General features: G+C 75.0%; 21 protein-coding genes. 9 read left to right on the top strand and 12 right to left on the bottom strand.

What is annotated here, in order from left to right; genetic code table 11:
* The first annotated feature begins 27 nt into the window (after window positions 1-27).
* On the top strand, window positions 28-1,449 hold the full coding sequence (locus AFB00_RS34235; RefSeq protein WP_068798912.1) for an alpha/beta hydrolase: 1,422 nt from the start codon (window positions 28-30) through the stop codon (window positions 1,447-1,449).
* Between the two features lie 50 nt (window positions 1,450-1,499).
* Window positions 1,500-2,345: an alpha/beta fold hydrolase gene (locus AFB00_RS22960; protein WP_231974041.1), complete on the top strand. Its 846-nt coding sequence runs from the start codon at window positions 1,500-1,502 to the stop codon at window positions 2,343-2,345.
* Window positions 2,346-2,359: 14 nt separating this feature from the next.
* Here the strand turns inward: AFB00_RS22960 and AFB00_RS22955 are convergent, their stop codons facing one another.
* The 6 genes from AFB00_RS22955 to AFB00_RS22930 form a co-directional block, all read right to left on the bottom strand.
* A complete protein-coding gene (locus tag AFB00_RS22955) occupies window positions 2,360-2,590 on the bottom strand; it encodes a hypothetical protein (protein WP_068798911.1) in 231 nt (76 codons plus the stop codon).
* Between the two features lie 574 nt (window positions 2,591-3,164).
* Window positions 3,165-3,419: a DUF3039 domain-containing protein gene (locus AFB00_RS22950; protein WP_068798910.1), complete on the bottom strand. Its 255-nt coding sequence runs from the start codon at window positions 3,417-3,419 to the stop codon at window positions 3,165-3,167.
* Between the two features lie 57 nt (window positions 3,420-3,476).
* Window positions 3,477-3,866, bottom strand: a complete 390-nt coding sequence (locus AFB00_RS22945) for a DUF3099 domain-containing protein (RefSeq protein WP_068798909.1) — start codon at window positions 3,864-3,866, stop codon at window positions 3,477-3,479.
* Between the two features lie 94 nt (window positions 3,867-3,960).
* On the bottom strand, window positions 3,961-5,151 hold the full coding sequence (locus AFB00_RS22940; RefSeq protein WP_083275765.1) for an AMP nucleosidase: 1,191 nt from the start codon (window positions 5,149-5,151) through the stop codon (window positions 3,961-3,963).
* Window positions 5,148-5,549, bottom strand: coding sequence for an ArsR/SmtB family transcription factor (locus AFB00_RS22935; protein ID WP_068798908.1), 402 nt, complete (start codon window positions 5,547-5,549; stop codon window positions 5,148-5,150). Before AFB00_RS22935 ends, AFB00_RS22940 begins: the two co-directional genes overlap by 4 nt.
* A 58-nt stretch (window positions 5,550-5,607) precedes the next feature.
* Window positions 5,608-6,198 (bottom strand): HhH-GPD-type base excision DNA repair protein, encoded by a 591-nt coding sequence (locus tag AFB00_RS22930; protein WP_068800585.1) that lies wholly within the window; start codon window positions 6,196-6,198, stop codon window positions 5,608-5,610.
* A 43-nt stretch (window positions 6,199-6,241) separates the two neighbouring features.
* On the opposite strand from AFB00_RS22930, the gene AFB00_RS22925 reads away from it, so the two are divergent.
* The 3 genes from AFB00_RS22925 to AFB00_RS22915 all read left to right on the top strand — a co-directional run bounded on the left by AFB00_RS22925 (window position 6,242) and on the right by AFB00_RS22915 (window position 8,641).
* Window positions 6,242-7,831 carry a DUF7782 domain-containing protein gene (locus AFB00_RS22925; RefSeq protein WP_231974040.1) on the top strand — a complete coding sequence of 530 codons (1,590 nt, stop codon included), beginning with the start codon at window positions 6,242-6,244 and terminating at the stop codon, window positions 7,829-7,831.
* Window positions 7,828-8,277 carry a D-aminoacyl-tRNA deacylase gene (gene dtd, locus AFB00_RS22920; protein WP_068798906.1) on the top strand — a complete coding sequence of 150 codons (450 nt, stop codon included), beginning with the start codon at window positions 7,828-7,830 and terminating at the stop codon, window positions 8,275-8,277. Before AFB00_RS22925 ends, dtd begins: the two co-directional genes overlap by 4 nt.
* A 79-nt stretch (window positions 8,278-8,356) precedes the next feature.
* On the top strand, window positions 8,357-8,641 hold the full coding sequence (locus AFB00_RS22915) for a YggT family protein (RefSeq protein WP_231974039.1): 285 nt from the start codon (window positions 8,357-8,359) through the stop codon (window positions 8,639-8,641).
* An 83-nt stretch (window positions 8,642-8,724) separates the two neighbouring features.
* On the opposite strand, the gene AFB00_RS22910 is transcribed toward AFB00_RS22915, so the two are convergent.
* The 3 genes from AFB00_RS22910 to AFB00_RS22900 form a co-directional block, all read right to left on the bottom strand.
* Window positions 8,725-9,090: a hypothetical protein gene (locus AFB00_RS22910; protein ID WP_068798904.1), complete on the bottom strand. Its 366-nt coding sequence runs from the start codon at window positions 9,088-9,090 to the stop codon at window positions 8,725-8,727.
* Window positions 9,091-9,185: 95 nt separating this feature from the next.
* A complete protein-coding gene (locus AFB00_RS22905; protein WP_083275764.1) occupies window positions 9,186-9,659 on the bottom strand; it encodes a helix-turn-helix domain-containing protein in 474 nt (157 codons plus the stop codon).
* 152 nt (window positions 9,660-9,811) lie between these two features.
* Window positions 9,812-11,635, bottom strand: coding sequence for a PHA/PHB synthase family protein (locus AFB00_RS22900; protein ID WP_083275763.1), 1,824 nt, complete (start codon window positions 11,633-11,635; stop codon window positions 9,812-9,814).
* Window positions 11,636-11,929: 294 nt separating this feature from the next.
* Between AFB00_RS22900 and AFB00_RS22895 the strand changes: the two genes are divergently transcribed.
* The 4 genes from AFB00_RS22895 to AFB00_RS22880 all read left to right on the top strand — a co-directional run bounded on the left by AFB00_RS22895 (window position 11,930) and on the right by AFB00_RS22880 (window position 15,860).
* Window positions 11,930-13,279 carry an alpha/beta fold hydrolase gene (locus AFB00_RS22895; protein WP_068798903.1) on the top strand — a complete coding sequence of 450 codons (1,350 nt, stop codon included), beginning with the start codon at window positions 11,930-11,932 and terminating at the stop codon, window positions 13,277-13,279.
* A gap of 174 nt (window positions 13,280-13,453) precedes the next feature.
* Entirely contained in the window at window positions 13,454-14,608 is a 1,155-nt protein-coding gene (locus AFB00_RS22890) for a sigma-70 family RNA polymerase sigma factor (RefSeq protein ID WP_231974478.1), read from the top strand.
* 182 nt (window positions 14,609-14,790) lie between these two features.
* Complete coding sequence (locus AFB00_RS22885; protein WP_068798902.1) at window positions 14,791-15,312, top strand: flavin reductase family protein; 522 nt, start codon at window positions 14,791-14,793, stop codon at window positions 15,310-15,312.
* A complete protein-coding gene (locus AFB00_RS22880; protein WP_231974038.1) occupies window positions 15,309-15,860 on the top strand; it encodes an NAD(P)H-dependent oxidoreductase in 552 nt (183 codons plus the stop codon). Before AFB00_RS22885 ends, AFB00_RS22880 begins: the two co-directional genes overlap by 4 nt.
* On the opposite strand, the gene AFB00_RS22875 is transcribed toward AFB00_RS22880, so the two are convergent.
* The 3 genes from AFB00_RS22875 to AFB00_RS22865 form a co-directional block, all read right to left on the bottom strand.
* Window positions 15,844-16,221 carry a hypothetical protein gene (locus AFB00_RS22875; RefSeq protein WP_068798901.1) on the bottom strand — a complete coding sequence of 126 codons (378 nt, stop codon included), beginning with the start codon at window positions 16,219-16,221 and terminating at the stop codon, window positions 15,844-15,846. The genes AFB00_RS22880 and AFB00_RS22875 overlap by 17 nt on opposite strands.
* 41 nt (window positions 16,222-16,262) lie before the next feature.
* Entirely contained in the window at window positions 16,263-16,901 is a 639-nt protein-coding gene (locus AFB00_RS22870) for an HAD family hydrolase (RefSeq protein ID WP_083275761.1), read from the bottom strand.
* 140 nt (window positions 16,902-17,041) lie between these two features.
* Entirely contained in the window at window positions 17,042-17,584 is a 543-nt protein-coding gene (locus tag AFB00_RS22865; RefSeq protein WP_068800581.1) for a GNAT family N-acetyltransferase, read from the bottom strand.
* Window positions 17,585-17,611: the final 27 nt, after the last annotated feature.

The following is a 17,611-nucleotide window of genomic DNA, read 5'->3' as shown; positions in this document are numbered from 1 at the left end:
GCGCGGGCGCGGGGATGATGGGCGGTGATGAGCGAACCCACGGACGGCACGTCGGGCGGCACCGCGGGGAGCGGGTCGCCGGCCCTGCCCGCGGCCGGGCTGCGGCTCGCGGTGGCACTGTCCGCGCGCCCGCTGCTCGTGGTCCGCAGGGGCGGCGCGTGGCTCTCCGGGCTGGGCCGGGTCGGGTTCGGCCGGGACGCACCGGGACGGGCGCTCGCCGTCACCGCCGGGGCGCTGTCCGGTCTCCTCGACGACGCCGCGTCCGGACCGGACCATCCGCTGCCGGCGGCCGACGCCGCGGTCCTGCGGCACACCCTCGCGGGCCTGGCCGGGCTGCTCTGCGGCCCGGCCGGTGCCCCCACCCCGCCCACCGACGGTCCCGGGCACCGGCGGGTCCCCGCCGGGGAGGCGTCCGCACGGGTGTTCACCGCTCCGGGCGCCGACGGCCCCGGGGTCCCGTTCGACACCGGGGCCCGCGACGCCGGCGCCGGCCCGGTCCGCGGCCGCGACGTCGCCGCGGCGCCGGGCGCGGTCGTCCTGCGCACGCCGTCGTTCGAGCTGCTGCAGTACCTGCCGGTCACCGAGCGGGTGCACGCGGCGCCGGTGCTGATCGTCCCGCCGCTGCGGCACCGGTACTGGCTCGCCGACCTCGCCCCCGGGTACTCGCTGGTCGAGCACCTGCTCGCCAGGGGCCTGCAGGTCTTCGCGGTCTCCCGGCACCCGGACGGCCCGGCGGACCCGGCCGGCCAGGTCACCGTCGCCGCCGAGGCGGTGCGGGCCTGCACCCGGATCGCGCGCGAACCACGGGTGTCGCTGCTCGGCGTGCACACCGGCGGCCGGGTCGCGGCGGCCCTGCGCGACGACCTCGTGGCGGCGGGGGACGGCGACCGGGTCGTCGCGGTCGCCCACCTCCCCGCGGTTCCGGACGGGCCGGCAGCGGACGACGGGCCGGACGCGCTGCCCCGCCCGGTGGACGGCGCACCGCGGCACCGGGCCGAGCGGGCGCTCCGCGCCTGGGCCGCGGACCGCCTCCCCGGACCATCGCGTCCCGCGGCGCCGGAGCCGGACCGGGCACCCGGCGCCGGCAGCGGCCACGACGAGTACCGGGTCGTCCCGGCCGGTACCGCGGACCCGCTGCCCGACCGGTGCGGACGGCTGGTGGTCGCCCCGGGCGTCCGGGCCGGGGCGCTGGTCGCCGCTCCGGAGCTCGCCTCGGCGTTCCGGGCCGGCATCCCCGGCCCGCCGGAGGACCGGCTCGCCGGCGCCGAACGGATCGAGGGGTCCTGGTGGGACGATCTCGCCGGCTGGCTGACCGTCCGGTCCGGGGAGCTGCGGGACGCGCCACCGGAGCTCGGCGGCCGTCGGCTGCCCCCGCTGTTCCCGGCGCCCGGCACCTACCTGAACACCGTCGCCCCGGGCGCCGGTGCGGAGCCGTCCGCCCCGGTGTGACGCCGCCGGTCCGCACCGCGCGCGGGCCGGTGACGACCTACGCTGCGGCGGTGACGCCCACCCCTCCGCCGCAGCCCGCCGGGTCCGCACTCGAGGAGCACGACGTGCTCGTCGGGGGCCGCACCCTGCGGGTCGTGCGCCGCCCCGCGAGCGGTCCCGGCGCCCGGCGCACCCCGCTGCTGCTGTGCAACGGCATCGGGGCCGCCACCGACGTCCTCGATCCGCTGGTCGCCGCGCTGCCGGCGGATCTCGACGTGATCCGGTTCGATCCGCCCGGCATCGGGGCCTCCCCGTCGCCGAGGGTGCCCTACCACCTGACCTGGCTGGCCCACCGGCTCGGCCAGGTGCTGACCAAGCTCGACGTGTACGAGGCCGACGTCCTGGGTTTCTCCTGGGGCGGGATGCTCGCCCAGCAGCTCGCGATCAGCCGCCGGCGGCGGGTCCGCAGGCTCGTCCTCGCCGCGACCGGGCCCGGGGCCCTGATGATCCCGGCGTCGCCACGGGTGCTGGCGGTGATGACCTCGCCACGCCGGCACCAGGACCCGGCCTACGTCGACGCGGTGGCCTCCCGGATCTACGGCGGCACCCTGCGCGACCACCCCGAGCGGGCGGCGGAGGCGCTCGGCGCCGGCCACCGCCGCGGTCCGATGCGCGGCTACTACTACCAGCTCATGGCCCTGTCCGGGTGGACGAGCCTGCCGCTGCTCCCGATGATCACCGCCGACACGCTGGTGATCGCCGGTGACGACGACCCGATCGTCCCGCGGGGCAACGCGACCCTGCTGCACCGCGGCATCCGCCGCTCGCGGGTGCACCGCTACCCGGGAGGGCACCTGGAGCTGCTCCTGAACCCACAGCCCTTCGCCGACACGGTGGACGCGTTCCTGCGCTCCTGACCGGTACCCGGTGCTCAGGTGGAGAAGCAGGGCAGCCCGTCGAGCCACACGGCACGCAGCGACCGCAGGGGTGAGCGCAGCCGCCGCCCGCTGAGCCGGCAGTTCCCCCGGTCGGCCCCGGCCAGCTCGGCCGTGAGCAGCCGGACGTCGTCGCGGCACGGGCACCCCGGGGAGGCGCGGCCGTACCGGGCGCTCCGCCCGGCCCGGCCCGGTACGACACGCTCGTCCGCCCATCGACGATTCATCCTGGTGGCTCCCGTCCGTCGTCGTGCACCGGCCGGGCAGGCGGGGCCCGCCCGGTGGACACCACGCGACCGGCGCACGTCACCGGGCCCCGCGGGACGGGGCACCGGTGCGCGGACCGGGCCACCGCGCCCGGGGACGGGCACGGCGGCCGCCCGTCCCGGCTCCGGGTACGTCCCGGGTCACCGCCCCGGGCTCGACGCCGCGAAGTACGGCGACGCCTGAGCACGGGACTCCGAGTGCGCGCGGCGGGGATCGGAACCGACACCCGCCGACCCTGCACAGGACCGGCACGCCGGGCCGCCGGCCGCGCCACATCGGAGGGGCGACCGCGTCGGCGGGGTCGCCCTGGTGACCGACGGGGCCCCGGATCACGGGGTGGGCACGCACCGGACGAGCGGGCGCCGCTCGGACGCCGTGGCGCTCGACGCTGCGGCCCCGGGGATCGGGCGTCGGCGAAGTATCCGTTTATGTACGGACAAACTTATGTCGCCCGATCGGGGGAGGTCAAGCGGTACCCGGTCACATTCCGTGGATCACCGCGCGACGACGGCGGAGGGGATCGCCACGGGCGGCTCAGGCGTCGTCGTCGCCGCCCTTGGGAAGACCCTCGAAGATCTCCTTGCACTGCGGGCAGACCGGGGATCCGGGCTTGGGGGACTTGGTGACCGGGAAGGTCTCACCGCACAGTGCCACCACCATGTTGCCCAGCACCGCGCTCTCGGCGATCTTGGACTTCTGGACGTAGTGGAACATGTCCGGCGTGTCGTCGCCGGTGCTCTCGGTGCCCTCCGGCCGCGTGTCGACCTCGGGGAGTGTCGTCGTGGACATGTCCCCATGATGCACCACACGGTGGGCCGGCGTACCGCCGCGCCGTGCCGGGCGGGCTCAGCCCGGCCGGTCACCCGGGCCGGCGGTTCCGGTCCCGTCGTGGGCGTCGTCCGCGGTCCGCTGCTCGTCCCCGTCGCCCGGGTCGATGACCTGGTGCGGGCGCGACTCGATCTCCCGGTGGGCGTGCCGGTAGCGGTTCGGGGTCTCCGCCTTGCGCGGGAGCCGGTCGTTGGCGATGAGTACCGCGATCCAGGGCAGCGGGACCGAGATGGCCAGCAGGGTCACCGCGAGCCACGGGATCTGGTAGCAGAGCCCGGCCAGCAGCATGCAGGGGATCCGGAGGCCCATCGTGACCTTGTAGCGGCGCTTGCGGATCGCCAGCTCCTCCTCGTAGGACATCTGTGCGTCCGTGATGAGGACGGATTCCTCGCGGCGCTGCTCCGACACGCGACCACCTCCTGTTCCATGGTGACACCTGCGGGCACCCGGCGCGCGGGCGCCCGGCCCGCGGAGGTGGTTCGGGCCCGGCCGTGCGGGCGGTTCAGCTGCCGTCGGGCCCGTTGCCGAGCAACGGCTCGTCGGCCGAGCGGACCTCGGAACCGGGCAGCCCCTCGGGGTGCTCGGCCCGCACCCGCCCGACGGCGTCCAGCGCGATCCCGAGGTGCTTGCGCTTGCTCGCCTCGTAGAACGCCCGCGCTCCCCCGGCCAGCTTCGGCTCGGCGTGCAACGGCTTGTCCGACACGCAGAGCAGCGTCGCGTTCGGGATCCGGTAGCGGAACCCGTTGGCGGCGATGGTCGCGGACTCCATGTCCACCGCGACCGCACGGGCGAGCCGCATCCGGTGCAGCGTGGCCGCCTGGTTGAACTCCCAGTTCCGGTTGTCGGTGGTGTGCACGACACCCGGCCGGTAGGTGGTCCCCGCCCGGTCCAGCGCGTCCATCAGGTAGCCGTTGAGCCGCAGGCTCGGGATCACCGGTACGTCGGCCGGCAGCACCTCGTCGAGCACGTGGTCGGCCCGCTGGTAGGCCGTGGCCAGCACGAAGTCACCCAGCTCCTGCCGGTTCCGCAGGCCGCCGCAGTGCCCGATCATGATCATGGTGTCCGGGCGGAGCACCGCGAGGTGGTCGGTGACCGTCTTCGCGTTCGCCGGGCCGACCCCGATGTTGACCAGGGACACGCCGTCGCCGTCGGACCGGGCGTGGTGGTAGGCGGGCATCTGCACGCCGTCGCGGTCCGGGCGCTCGGCGTCGGGGAACCGTTCCAGGAACGACTCGACGTGCATCGCGTAGTTCGTGAACAGCACGTGCCGCTGGAACGACTCGGCCGGCGTGCCGGTGTAGTGCGAGAGCCGGTCCAGCGAGAGCGCCATCCGCTCGGGGCCGAACAGGAACAGCTTCTTCACCCGCAGGTCGAAGCGGTCCTCGTCGAGCGCGGCGAAGAACTCCGGGTCGGTGAACGCGCGCGCCGGGCGGGCGGCGCGGGCGGTCACCGTCGCCCCGGCCGCCACCACGGCCCGCAGCTCGCGGTGCAGGTAGCGGCGGATCGCGTTCGGCCGGGCGAACTCACCGGAGATGCGCGGGTTGTGGGCCGACCACGGCCGGACGACCTCGAGCTCGGGGTACCAGCCGTCCCGGTAGACGGTGTCGAGCGCGTCGAGCAGCCGGTCGATCTCGTGGTCGAGCTTCTCGGCCGGGACCGGCGCCCGGACCTGCTCGATCATCGCCGGGGTCACGACGCGTCCTCGGCGCCGTGCGCGTGCAGCGTGCCGACCGACACCGCGGCCGCGGAGACGACCTCCAGCACCCGGCGCGCCAGCCCGTCGGTGAGCCGGTAGCGGACCAGTCTGCCCTGGCGGTGCGCGGTGACCATGCCGTGCGCACGCAGCAGCCGCAGGGCGTGCGAGACCGCCGAGTCGCTCATCCCGACCGCGACGGCCAGGTCGGAGACGCAGAGGTCCCCGGCGTGCTGCAGCGCGAGCAGGATCGACAACCGGTTGGCCTCGCCCAGCACGTCGAGGACCGTGGCGGCCTCCGCCACCTTCTCCCCGTCGGCGAGCACGGCCACGGCGTCGCAGACCTGGTCCGGGTCGATCACGCGGGCGCCGCTGAGTGCCTCCGGAACCTTGTGCACGACACCGATGCTAGCCCGACGGCCGCCCCCGGCGCGGCACCTCCCACCGCGGGCGGGGTCAGCCGGACGCGGCGGCCTTGCGTTCCCGTGCCGCGGCCTTGAGCGCCTTCTTCGTGTCCCGCACCTCGGTGAGGGTCCGCGCGTCGACGACGTCGGCGGCGGACAGCCGGGTGTCGGGCTCCCCGTAGTTCCCGGCCGCCTCCCGCCAGCCCTGCGGCGTGACCCCGTACTGCTTGCCGAGCAGCGCGACGAAGATCTTCGCCTTCTGCTCGCCGTAGCCGGGCAGTGCCCACAGCCTGCGGAGCACCTCACGGCCGTCCGGCTCGCCCCGGGTCCAGATCGCCGCCGGGTCGCCGTCCCAGTCGTCGACGATCGCCCGGCACATCTCCTGCACCCGCCTGGCCATCGAGCCGCCGTAGCGGTGGATCGCCGGCGGCGTCGTCGCGAGGGTGGCGAACCCGTCCGGGTCGTGGTCGGCGATCACCCGCACGTCGAGCCCGCCGAGACGCTCGTGCAGCTTCAGCGGGCCGCGGAACGCGACCTCCATCTGGATCTGCTGGTCGAGCAGCATCCCGATGAGCAGCGCGAGCGGCTCCCGCTCCAGCAGCGCGTCGGCCTCGGGGTCCTGGGCGATGCAGATGCCGGTCATGGCCCAGAGCATGGCACGCGGCGGCGGTACGGAGAATGGCAGCGTGAACGGCCCCGCGAACGGCACCCCGCTCCCGTACCTCGACGACCGGCAGACCGCGCGCGTCCGCGGCTGCCTGCTCGACGCCGGGTACACCCCGGACGGGGTCCGCGCCCTGCTGGGCCGCTCCGCGCACGACGCGCTGACCCGTGGCGAGCCGGAGCCGGCCGCCCGGGCCAGCCGGGACGGCGGTGAGCTCGGCACCCTGGTCCGGCTGTTCCTGCTCGACGGCGTCGAACCGGAGCCCGCGGTCACCGCGGCGCTCGGCGACCTGGGCCCGCTGCTCGACGGGCGGATCCTGCGCCGCACGCCGGACGGCATCCGGGCCGCCCTGGACGTGCGCCCCTACGGCGAGGGCCCCGGCGACGACGGCGAGCCCGGCGCGGACTGGTGGGTGGTGTCCGACCTCGACACCCCGGCCTCTCGGCAGGACCGCGAGCACGTCACCGGGGTCGGCGGCGCGTCGCTGTCGCTGGCGGCCGCGTCCGTCCGCCGCCCGGTCGGGTCGCTGCTCGACCTGGGCACCGGGTGCGGGGTGCAGGCGCTGCACGGTTCCCGGCACGCGCTGCGGGTGACCGCCACCGACGTGCTCCCCCGCGCGCTCGCGCTGGCCCGGCTGTCCTGCGGGCTCTCCGGGGTCGACGTCGACCTCCGGGAGGGCCCGTGGTTCGCCCCGGTCGCCGGGGAGCGCTTCGACCAGATCGTGTCGAACCCGCCGTTCGTCCCCGGGCCGGCCCGGATCGACCACGTCTACCGCGACTCCGGCCTGGCCGGCGACGCCGCACTGGCCGCGCTGCTCGGCAAGCTGCCCGGGCTGCTCAACCCGGGTGGCGTCGCGCAGCTGCTCGGTTCGTGGCTGCACGTCCGCGGCGAGGACTGGCCGGAGCGGGTGCGGTCCTGGCTGCCCGCCGGCGTCGACGCCTGGGTCCTGCAGCGGGAGGTGGTCGACCCGGCGATGCACGTCGGCACCTGGCAGCGCGACGCCGGACTGGCCCCCGCCTCGCGGGAGGCCCGCACGCAGGCGTCGGCCTGGCTGGACTGGATGGCGGCCGAGCGGGTCGAGGGCGTCGGCTTCGGGTTCCTGATGCTGCGCCGCACCGAGCCCGGCACGGAACCGACCGTCGTGATCGAGGACCTGCCCGGTGAGCTCGGGGAGGGACTCGGCCGGGAGATGACCGGCTGGCTGGACCGGATCGACTGGCTGCGCGCGCACACCCGCGACGCGGACCTGCTCGACGCCCGGCTGCTGATCGCCCCGGAGACGGTGCTGGAGACGGCGTCCTCGGTGGACCCGGACGGCGGCTGGGCCGAGCTGTCCTCGACCGTGCGGCGCTGGCGCGGGCCGGCCTGGGAACACGAGGTCGACGGTCCGGCGACGGCGCTGCTGGCCGGGTGCCGCGGGGAGCTGCCGCTCTCCGAACTGGTCGCGCTGCTGTCGTTCGCCCACGACCGGCCCTACGACGCGTTGGTGGAGGCCACCCTGCCCGCGGTGCGCGAGCTCGTCCGGCACGGGCTGCTGCTCCCGGTCGACGGCTGGCCGAACCCGGTCGGGGTGACCACCGCCGCGTCCGCCCCCACCGGACCCGTCGGATGAGGGCCGTCGCCGCGCGGGTCCGCCGGGCCGCGGTCACGGTCTGCGACTCCGACGACGAGCCGCTGCGGGTCACCGGCCGGATCGGCCCCGGCCTGCTCGTCCTGCTCGGCGTGCACCGCGACGACGCCGGTGCCGGCCCGGACGGCCCGGCCACCATGGCCCGGAAGCTGCACGAGCTGCGATTGCTGCGCGACGAGCGCTCCTGCGCCGAGACCGGCGCGCCGTTGCTGGTCGTCAGCCAGTTCACCCTCTACGGCGAGACCCGCAGGGGGCGACGGCCGTCGTGGTCGGCGGCGGCCCGTCCGGAGGACGCCGAGCCGGTGGTCGACGCGGTCGTCGCGGCCCTGCGCGGGCGCGGCGCGACCGTGGCGACCGGGGAGTTCGGGGCCCGGATGGCCGTGGAGTCGGTGAACGACGGCCCCTTCACCGTGCTGGTCGAGGTCTGAACGGCCGGATCTCAGCGCCCTCTCACCGGATTCTCAGCTCCGAACGGGACGATCGGTACGAACGGAAGGGAGCTTGACCGTGATCGCTTGGTTGCTCGGCCTCCTGCTGGGGCTGTTCCAGTTCGTGCTGATCGCCCGGGTCGTCGTCGACTGGATCGAGGTTCTCGGGTCCGGCCGCGGCGGTGCCGCGCTGGACACCGCCCGCCGGATCACGCACGCGGTCACCGAACCGGTGGTCGCGCCGGTCCGGCGCGTCGTGACGCCGGTGCGGATGGGAGCCGTCGGCCTGGACCTCTCGGTCCTGATCGTGTTCGTGATCGTCCTGGTCGCCCGGCTGGTGATCGTCCCGCTGATCCCGTTCTGACCGGGCGCGGGCCGCACGCACACGTGGGCCCCGGTCCGGGACGTCCGGACCGGGGCCCACGGGAGTTCAGCCCGCGTGCGGGATCACTTCGCGGAGGTGCGGGGAGCACGCTTCGGGGCCTGCTCCGACGCGGAGTCCGACACGGTCTCCGACACCGAGCCGGCGACCGCCTCGGTGGCCCGGGACGCCTGCTCGGTGACCTGGTCGACGAGGGACGAGCCGGCACCGACGACGGTCTTCGCCAGCTCCCGCTGGTGACCCAGCACCTGCTCGTAGAAGTCGAAGACCCGGTCGACGGCGACGCCCGCGTCCGGCAGCGAGGGACGGTCACCGTCGGTGAACTGGCGGCCGAAGCCCTGCACGGTCTCGGTCCAGCTGCGGACGGACTCGGTGACCAGGTCCTGGCCACGCTTGGCGATGTCGACGAACTGCTCGGTGGCGGCGGTCATCGGTTCCCTCCCGGGGGATCTCGGCGGCGCCGGGCGATCGGACCCGGCCATGCCAAGGAAACTACGCATCACCGTTAAGTATGTCAAGCAGTCGCTCAGTCGCGCTCGACGAAGCTCCGGTAGACGCCCAGCAACGCCGCGCGCTGCTCCTCGGAGAGCCGCGGGTCGACCGCGATCGCCGCCTCGACGTCCGGCACCCCGGCGTCGGGCGCACCTCCCGCCGACGACCCGGGCGCCTCGTCGCGGAAGGACCAGCCGGCCCGGCTGAGCATCTGGTCGGTGTCGAGGTGCAGCGCGTCCGCGATCGAGCGCAGCACCTTCAGCGACGGCTGGTGCAGCCCCCGCTCGACCTGGCTCAGGTAGGCGTTGGACACCTTGGTCAGGGCCGCCATCTCCCGCAGGGACAGCTTCGCCATCTGCCGCTGGGCCCGGATGAACCCGCCCAGCGCGTTGACCTGCGCGGCCCACGCGTCGCTCGCGGCGGACGCCCCCGCCGCACGCAGCCCGTCGGCGGCTCCGGGGCCGTCCGTGCCGGGCCGCGTGCCCGGTTCCCGCTGGGCCCGGCTCATCGTGCCGGGCCGGCGGAGCGGCCGGTCTGCGCCGGGAACGGCCCGCGCGGCGGACGCCGGTGCGCGGGCGGGATGCGTACGCGGTCCATGGCGACACATTGTCCCGGTTGCACGCCCGGCGCGCACGCACCCCGCCGGAGCGACCGGCGCCGTCAGCCGCTGAGCACGTACCGGCCGGGGGCGGGCTCCAGCGGCGGGTACTCCTCGGACCCGACCCGCGCCGGTGCGGGCACCTCGTCGCCGGCGCGCTCGGCGATCCACGGGGTCCAGTCCTCCCACCACGACGCCTTGCGCTCACCGGCGTCGTCGCGCCAGTCGTCGGCCGAGGCGGGGAGCTCGTCGGACTCGCCGAACCAGTGCCGGGACTTCGGCGACGGCGGGTTGACCACCCCGGCGATGTGCCCGGAGTTGGAGAGCACGAAGCGCACGGTGCCGCCGATCCGGGCCGCTCCCTTGTAGACCGACCGCCACGGGGCGATGTGGTCGGACTCCGCCGTGACGACGTAGCTGTCCGGCCGGACCCCGGCCAGGTCGAGCCGCTCCCCCGCGAGCTCCAGCTTGCCCTCGGCGAACTGGTTCTCCAGGTAGAGCGTGCGCAGGTACTCGGTCTGCATCGCCGCGGGCATGCGGGTCGAGTCGGCGTTCCAGCTCAGCATGTCGAACGGCTTCGGGTCCTCCCCGAGCAGCCAGTCGTTCACCGCGTAGTTCCAGACCAGGTCGGTGGCCCGGAGCAGGTCGAAGGTCGTCTTCATGCTCGAGGCCGGGAGGTAGCCGTCCTTGCGCATGGTGCGCTCCAGCCGGTCCACCGTCTGCTCGTCGGTGAACACGCCGAGCTGACCGGGGCCGGTGTAGTCGAGCAGCGTGTTCATCAGGGTCAGCGAGTTGACGCACTGCTCACCGGTGGCCTCCAGCCAGGCGACCGTCGCCGCGGACAGCGCCCCGCCGAGGCAGAGCCCGGCCACGTTCACCCGGTCCCGGCCGGTGATCGCCCGGACCGCCTCCAGCGCGGCGACCGGCCCCTCGCGCAGGTAGTCGCTCATGGTCACGTCGGCCAGCGCGGAGTCCGGGTTCCGGTAGCTGATCATGAAGACCGTGTGGCCGTGCTGCACCGCCCACTCGACCAGCGACTTCCCGGGCGCGAGATCCATGATGTAGTACTTGTTGATCCACGGCGGGCTCATCAGCAGCGGGATCTCGTGCACCGTCTCGGTCTGCGGCTCGTACTGGATGAGCTCGATCAGCCGGTTGCGGTAGACGACGTGGCCCGGCGTCACCGCGAGGTCCTTGCCCACGACGAACCGGCCCGGCGTGACCTGGCGCGGCATCCCCCGGTTCTGGACGACGTCACGGAGCATGTTCCGGGCCCCGCGCACGACGTTCAGCCCGCCGGTCTCCACGATCTTCTTCGGCCACGCCGGGTTGGTGACGGCCGAGTTCGGCGGGGCCAGCGCCTCGATCGTCTGCCCGACCAGCCAGTCCAGCTTGCGCCGCGCCGCGGGCGAGACCTCCGCCGCCGCGGCCAGCTCGGTGAACCGGTCCGCGAGCAGCGCGTGCTGCTGGCGGGCCAGGTAGTACCAGGCGTTGTTCTCCCACGCCGGATCGCCGTAGCGCTTGTCCTGGGCGGGCAGCGCGGCCGGCCCAGTGGTCGTGCCCCCCACGGCGCGCGTCGCGGCCGCGGCCACCGCCCGTGCCGAGTCCACGCCGAGGCCGAAGCCCGCGCGCAGCACCGCGCCGGGACGCCCGGCGAGCGAGCGGGCGGCCTCCCCGAGCGCCCCGCCGAAGCCGACCGGGTCGACCTTCGCCTTCAGCCCCTCGGGATCGGCCAGCTCGCGCAGGTCGCGGACCAGACCGGCGGCCTGGCGGCGGAGCACCTCGGCCGGATCGTTCGCGCCCGGACCGGCGCTCGCACCGGTCGCCGGTCCGGCGGGGCCGGAACCGGATCGGGCCTGTTGCTGGGACGTCGGCTGCGTGGTCACGTCTCGTCTCACTCCAGATCGGCCGGGTGCGTGCCCGCGGGCCGCGATGCGCCACCCGCCGGACACGGCGCGGGACCGCGCCGGGCGGCACGGAACGATGTCGCCCATCGTGACGGCGTACTCACCGGTAGGCAGCCCCCGGCCGGGCATCTCACGTTCCGGGAGCCTCCCGGCTGCTGGTTGATGACGCAAGCACTACCGGCAGGTAGGGTCCCACTTGCTCGGGATACCGAACAGCACCTACCGTTCGGTAACCGGACAGGCCCCGGCATCACAGTTCGATGGGAGCAGCCGATGACCACGGCGACCACCTCGCGAGCAGCCTCCGAGAACCCCCGCGGCCCCCGCGCACTACCGGCCGGACCGGCCACGGCGGACGCCCGGCAGCCGGGACCCGACCCGCTGCGCTTCCTCCTCTCGTACAACGCACGCAACCTCAGCAAGGTCGTGACCGAGGTCGGCCGCGCGACCGGCGCGTACTGGGTCGACGCGGTCCAGCGGATGGCCAACCCCGGTGACGCGGCCCGGCGCTCCCTGCTCTGGCTCTCGGCGATGGCCGACCGCCAGGAGCCCACCTGGCACCTGCCCAACGAGGTCGTCCTGTCCACGCCGTTCGCGGTCCTGCGCGACTTCACCCGGCCCGCGGACCGCGACGACGACGTCGTCCCGACGCTCGTGCTGCCCCCGCAGGCCGGGCACTCCTCCACCGTCGTGGACTGCTCGCCGCAGCAGAGCCAGCTCGCGATGATCCGGGCGGCCGGGCTCACCCGGCTCTACGCCCTGGACTGGCGCCCGGCCACCACGGCGACCCGGAACGTGTCCATCACCGACTACCTCGAGGTGATCGACCGCTCCATCCGGCGCGCAGGCGGGCGGGCGAACCTCGTCGGCGACTGTCAGGGCGGCTGGCTCGCCACGATCTACGCGGCGCTGCACCCGGACCGGGTCAACACGCTCACCCTCGCCGGGGCACCGATCGACTTCCACGCCGGCGAGTCGGTCATCGCCGCCTCGACCCGGCTGATGGCCGGGACGATGGGCATGGCCCCGTACCGGGCGCTGGTCGCCGCGGGCGGCGGCAACATGCCCGGGTCGGCCGTGCTGTCGAACTTCATCTCGATCCAGCCGCAGTCGGAGATCTCCCGGCAGCTGCAGCTGTTGGAGAACATCGACGACGCGACGCACGTCGAGCGTTACCGGGTGTTCGAGGACTGGTTCAAGTACACCCAGGACATCCCGGGCGCGTTCTACCTGTGGCTGGTGGAGAACCTGTTCTGGCAGAACCGCCTGATCGACGGATCGCTCACCGTCGACGGGCGCGCGGTCGACATGTCGGCCATCGAGTGCCCGCTGCTGCTGCTCGCCGGGTCGAGCGACCACATCACCCCGGCTCCGCAGCTGTTCGCGGCCGCGGACGCGGTCGGCACGCCGGCGGCGGACATCACCCGCCGGACGGCGTCGGCGGGCCATCTCGGCCTGTTCATGGGCCGCGACGCGCTGCGGCACGACTGGCCGGTGCTGATGGAGAGCGTCTACGGCCACTCCGTCCCGGGCACCCCGGAGCCGGAGCGCGGATCCCGGCGGCGGCGCAGCGTCCGGGCGACCGCCGACCCGCGTGACACCCCGCGGGTTCCCGCTCCCTAAGAGGAACCTGAGAGATCCGCAACACCATGTGAACGAGATCACGGCCCCCGAGCGCATTTTCCCCGGCTCGGGGGCCGTGGCGCGGGAACGATCGCGTCCCGGGCCGCGTTGACCCGGTGTAGGGCGATGCGACGAGCCCCATCCGTTGCCCGTCGCGCCCGAGCAGGGGAGGACATACACATGACGGTGACCACGACCGCCCCGGCCGTGACCACGGCCGGCACACCGGCCGTACCCGGGCCCCGCCGCACCACGGAGGCCCCCGCTCCCGCCGCAGCAAGGAAGACCGCCCCCAAGGTCGCGCCGAGCAGCCGCTCGGCCCGGTCCGCAGGGGACACCGCCCTGGTGACCACCGTACCCGGTGCCGCGACCGCGGTGGCCGAGGATCTCGACGCGCAGAGCCCGGCCGCGGACCTCGTCCGGGTCTACCTCAACGGCATCGGGAAGACCGCGCTGCTCACCGCGGCCGACGAGGTCGACCTCGCCAAGCGGATCGAGGCGGGCATCTTCGCCCAGCACCGGCTCGACACCGCCACCGCGGACGGCACGGTGGAGGATCTCGACCCGCAGTACCGCCGCGACCTGCGCGCGATCGTCCGGGACGGGGTCGGCGCGAAGAACCACCTGCTGGAGGCGAACCTGCGCCTGGTCGTGTCGCTCGCCAAGCGGTACACCGGCCGGGGGATGCCGCTGCTGGACCTGATCCAGGAGGGCAACCTGGGCCTGATCCGTGCGGTCGAGAAGTTCGACTACACCAAGGGCTTCAAGTTCTCCACCTACGCGACCTGGTGGATCCGGCAGGCGATCACCCGCGGCATGGCCGACCAGGCCCGCACCATCCGGCTGCCGGTGCACCTGGTGGAGCAGGTCAACAAGCTCGCCCGGATCAAGCGGGACATGCACCAGCGGCAGGGCCGGGAGCCCAGCGAGGCCGAGCTGGCCGAGGAGTCCGGCATCCCGGAGCACAAGATCGCCGACCTGCTGGACCACGCGCGGGACCCGGTGAGCCTGGACATGCCGGTCGGTTCCGAGGAGGAGGCGCCGCTCGGCGACTTCATCGAGGACGCCGAGGCGACCGACGCCGAGAACACGGTGATCTCCAGCCTGCTGCACGACGACCTCCGCCGGGTGCTCGCCACCCTGGAGGAGCGGGAGCAGAAGGTCATCCGGATGCGGTTCGGCCTGGACGACGGCCAGCCGCACACGCTCGACCAGATCGGCCGTTCCTTCAGCCTCTCCCGGGAGCGGGTGCGGCAGATCGAGCGCGAGGTCATGGCCAAGCTGCGGGTCGGCGAGCGCGCCGACAAGTTGCGGGCCTACGCGAGCTGACCCGGGTCCTCCCCGACCCCGACGGCCGCACCGGGCGATGCCCGGTGCGGCCGTCGTCGTCTCCCACGGGCGGCGGTGATCGTCGACGACCGTCCGGACAGCCCGGCCGGGCCCGTCGCACGACGTGGGACGGTGACGGTGATCGCTGGCCGGACCACGCGGACCGCGCCTAGGGTCGGGTCATGTCCGGCTGCCCGACCCGCACCCCCTCCGTACCCGGTCCGGTCACACCCGAGGCCCTGCGCGCCACGCTCGGCGCGTTCGCGTCCGGGGTCGTGATCGTCACCGCGCAGGGCCCGGACGGGCCGATCGGCTTCACCTGTCAGTCGTTCTCGTCGCTGTCGCTGGACCCGCCGCTGGTCAGCTTCTCCCCGTCGCGCAGCTCGTCGAGCTGGCCGCGGATCCGCGCGGTGGGCCGGTTCTGCGTCAACGTGCTGGCCGCCGACCAGGAGCAGCACAGCGCCGGGTTCGCCCGGTCCGGTGCGGACAAGTTCGCCGGGGTGAGCTGGGCGCCCGCGCCGTCCGGCGCACCGGTGCTCGACGGCGTCGGCGCCTGGATCGACTGCACGCTGTGGAACGAGTACGACGGCGGCGACCACACCATCGTCGCCGCCCGGGTCGAGGCGCTCGGTGCCGACCCGCAGCGGCTGCCGCTGCTGTTCTTCCGCGGCGGCTACCACCTCACCCCCCGGGAGGACGCGTGAGCGACCGGATCAGGGTGCTCGGCGTCGTCGCCGGGCCGGAACCGGGCGGGCGGACCGCCACGGCGGTGGCCGGGCTGCTCGACGGCGCGGCCGGCGCCGGGGCGGACACCCGGTCGATGGAGCTGTCGCAGGTCCCCACCGCGGAGGTGCTGGCTGCGTTCGCCGACGCGGACGCGGTCGTGTTCGGCAGCCCGGTCTACCGGGCCGGGCACACGGCCGCGCTGCGCGCGCTGCTGGAGGCCACCGAGCGGGGGAGGTGGGGCGAGCCGACCGCCCCGCTGCAGGGGAAGGCGGCGGCGGTGGTCCTGACCGGGGCGAGCGGTCACCACTTCCTCGCCGTCGACGGCCTGCGGTCGGTGCTGGCCGGATTCTTCGCCGTACAGGTCCTCTCCCCCGGGCTCTACCTCGACCACTCCGGCTACGCCGACCGCTCGACGCTCACCCCGGAGTCGGCCGGGCTGGCCGCCGCCCACGGCCGCGCGCTGGCCGACCTGACGAGGGCCGTGCGCGCGTCGGAGGCGCTGCGGGCGATCACCCCGGTGGTGTGACCCCGGGCGCCGGGATCCGGCGCCGCACCGCGTCGGCACAGTCCGACGGGGTCGTGTTGAAGGCGATCTGGGCGGCCGGAGCGTGCTCGCGGGCGAGGTTCACGACCTCCTCGAACAACCCGAGGAGCTCCGGTGCACCCCGGATGCCGCCGCCGACGACCACGCAGTCGTACCGGCGGGCCCTCAGCGCCGCGGCGATCGCGGGCAGGGCGGCGGGGCCCGGGGCCACCAGGCACTCGTGGGCCTCGATCCCCAGCTCGCGGAACCGGGCCCGGCTGCGCTCCAGGCCGGCGAGCACCGGCGCCGGGTCGTAGCCGGGGATCGCCACGGGATCGAGGCCGATCACGAGGACGGTCGTCATGGCCGACACCCTCCTCCGCCCGCGCCGGCGGCGCCACGGGTTCAGCCGGGCAGGCCGAGCAGGGACGGGAGGTCGGCGACCGAGTCGATGACGGCGTCCGCCCCCGCCGCGCGCAACCGCTGCTCCCCGTGCGCTCCCCCGCGCACGCCGACCGCGAGCCCGGCACCCGCCCGGACCGCGGCGTCGATGCCGGCCGTGGCGTCCCCGGCCACGGCGACCTGCTCCGGCCCGGTGCCGGCGCGGCGTGCCGCCGCCTGCAGCAGGTCGGGGTCCGGCAGGCCACGCCCGTCGACGTCGGCCGGGGAGAGCACCGCGTCCGCCCGCGCCGTGAAGTCCAGGGCGGCGATCAGCCGGTCCCGCAGCTCCGGGTCGAATCCGCAGGTCAGCGCGACCTGCAGGCCGGCGTCCCGCAGCGCGTCGAGTGCCTGGGGCGCACCCTCGACCGGGCGGACCCGGCCCTCGTCCGCGGCCGCGGCCAGGTACTCGGAGAAGGCGGCGTGTGCCCGGCGGGCCCGGTACATGTCACCGTCGAGCAGCTCACCGAGCACGGTGAGCGCGGGACGGTCCATCGTGGCGCGGGCCTGGCGGTCCAGCGCCGGGTAGCACGGGCCGTCGACCCGGACGCGGACCGCCCGCAGGCCGGCGCGGAAGGCCGCCAGGACGAGTCCGTCGTCGGCCATCGTGGTGCCTGCGAGATCGAGGACCGCAAGTTGCACAAGGGAACTCCAGCCTCCGCGGGTGGCCGGGACCCGTCCCCGACATGACGTGCGCGTGAACCGGCCGGGTCACTCGGGCGTCGTCACCCGCCGGTGATCACCGGTCACCACACGTCGCCGTCCCGCCAGTCGCACACCAGCGGCCGTCCCGGGTCGAGCGCGACGTCGACCGGGAGGACGTACACCGAGCCCCGGTCCTGCGGGGTGTCCCGGACGCCGTCCGGGGTGAGGGCCGCGAGCGGTCCCGGCCACGCCGTCCAGCCGTGCCGCCGGTAGAGCCGGGCCGCCGGCTCGCCCGCCCCGAGCGCACCCAGCCGGTGACCGCCGCGCACGAGCCGTCCGACGGCGGTCATGAGGTACCCGCCGAGCCCGCGGCCCTGCATCCCGGGATCCACCGCGACCGCCTCGACGTAGCCGGTGCGCAGCGGGATCCCGTCGTGCAGGATCCGCCGCCCGACGACGGACGCGTGCCCGGCCGGGCGGTCCGGCGGCCCGGCGACGACGTGCACGCCACCCAGCGCGTGGTCCCAGGAGTCGTCGTCGAACCCGCCGGCGGCGGCGAAGCTGCGGTCGAGCAGCGCCCGCACCCCGCGCAGGCCGTCCGGGCCGAGATCGGCGGTGGTCAGAACACGGATGTCGGCGGGCACGGTCGCCGATCCTTCCGCACCGGGGCG

The sequence above is a fragment of the Pseudonocardia sp. HH130630-07 genome (genome assembly GCF_001698125.1).
Lineage (GTDB): Bacteria > Actinomycetota > Actinomycetes > Mycobacteriales > Pseudonocardiaceae > Pseudonocardia.
Note: the sequence above shows the minus strand (reverse complement) of the source record. Positions and strands in the feature narration are given on the sequence as shown.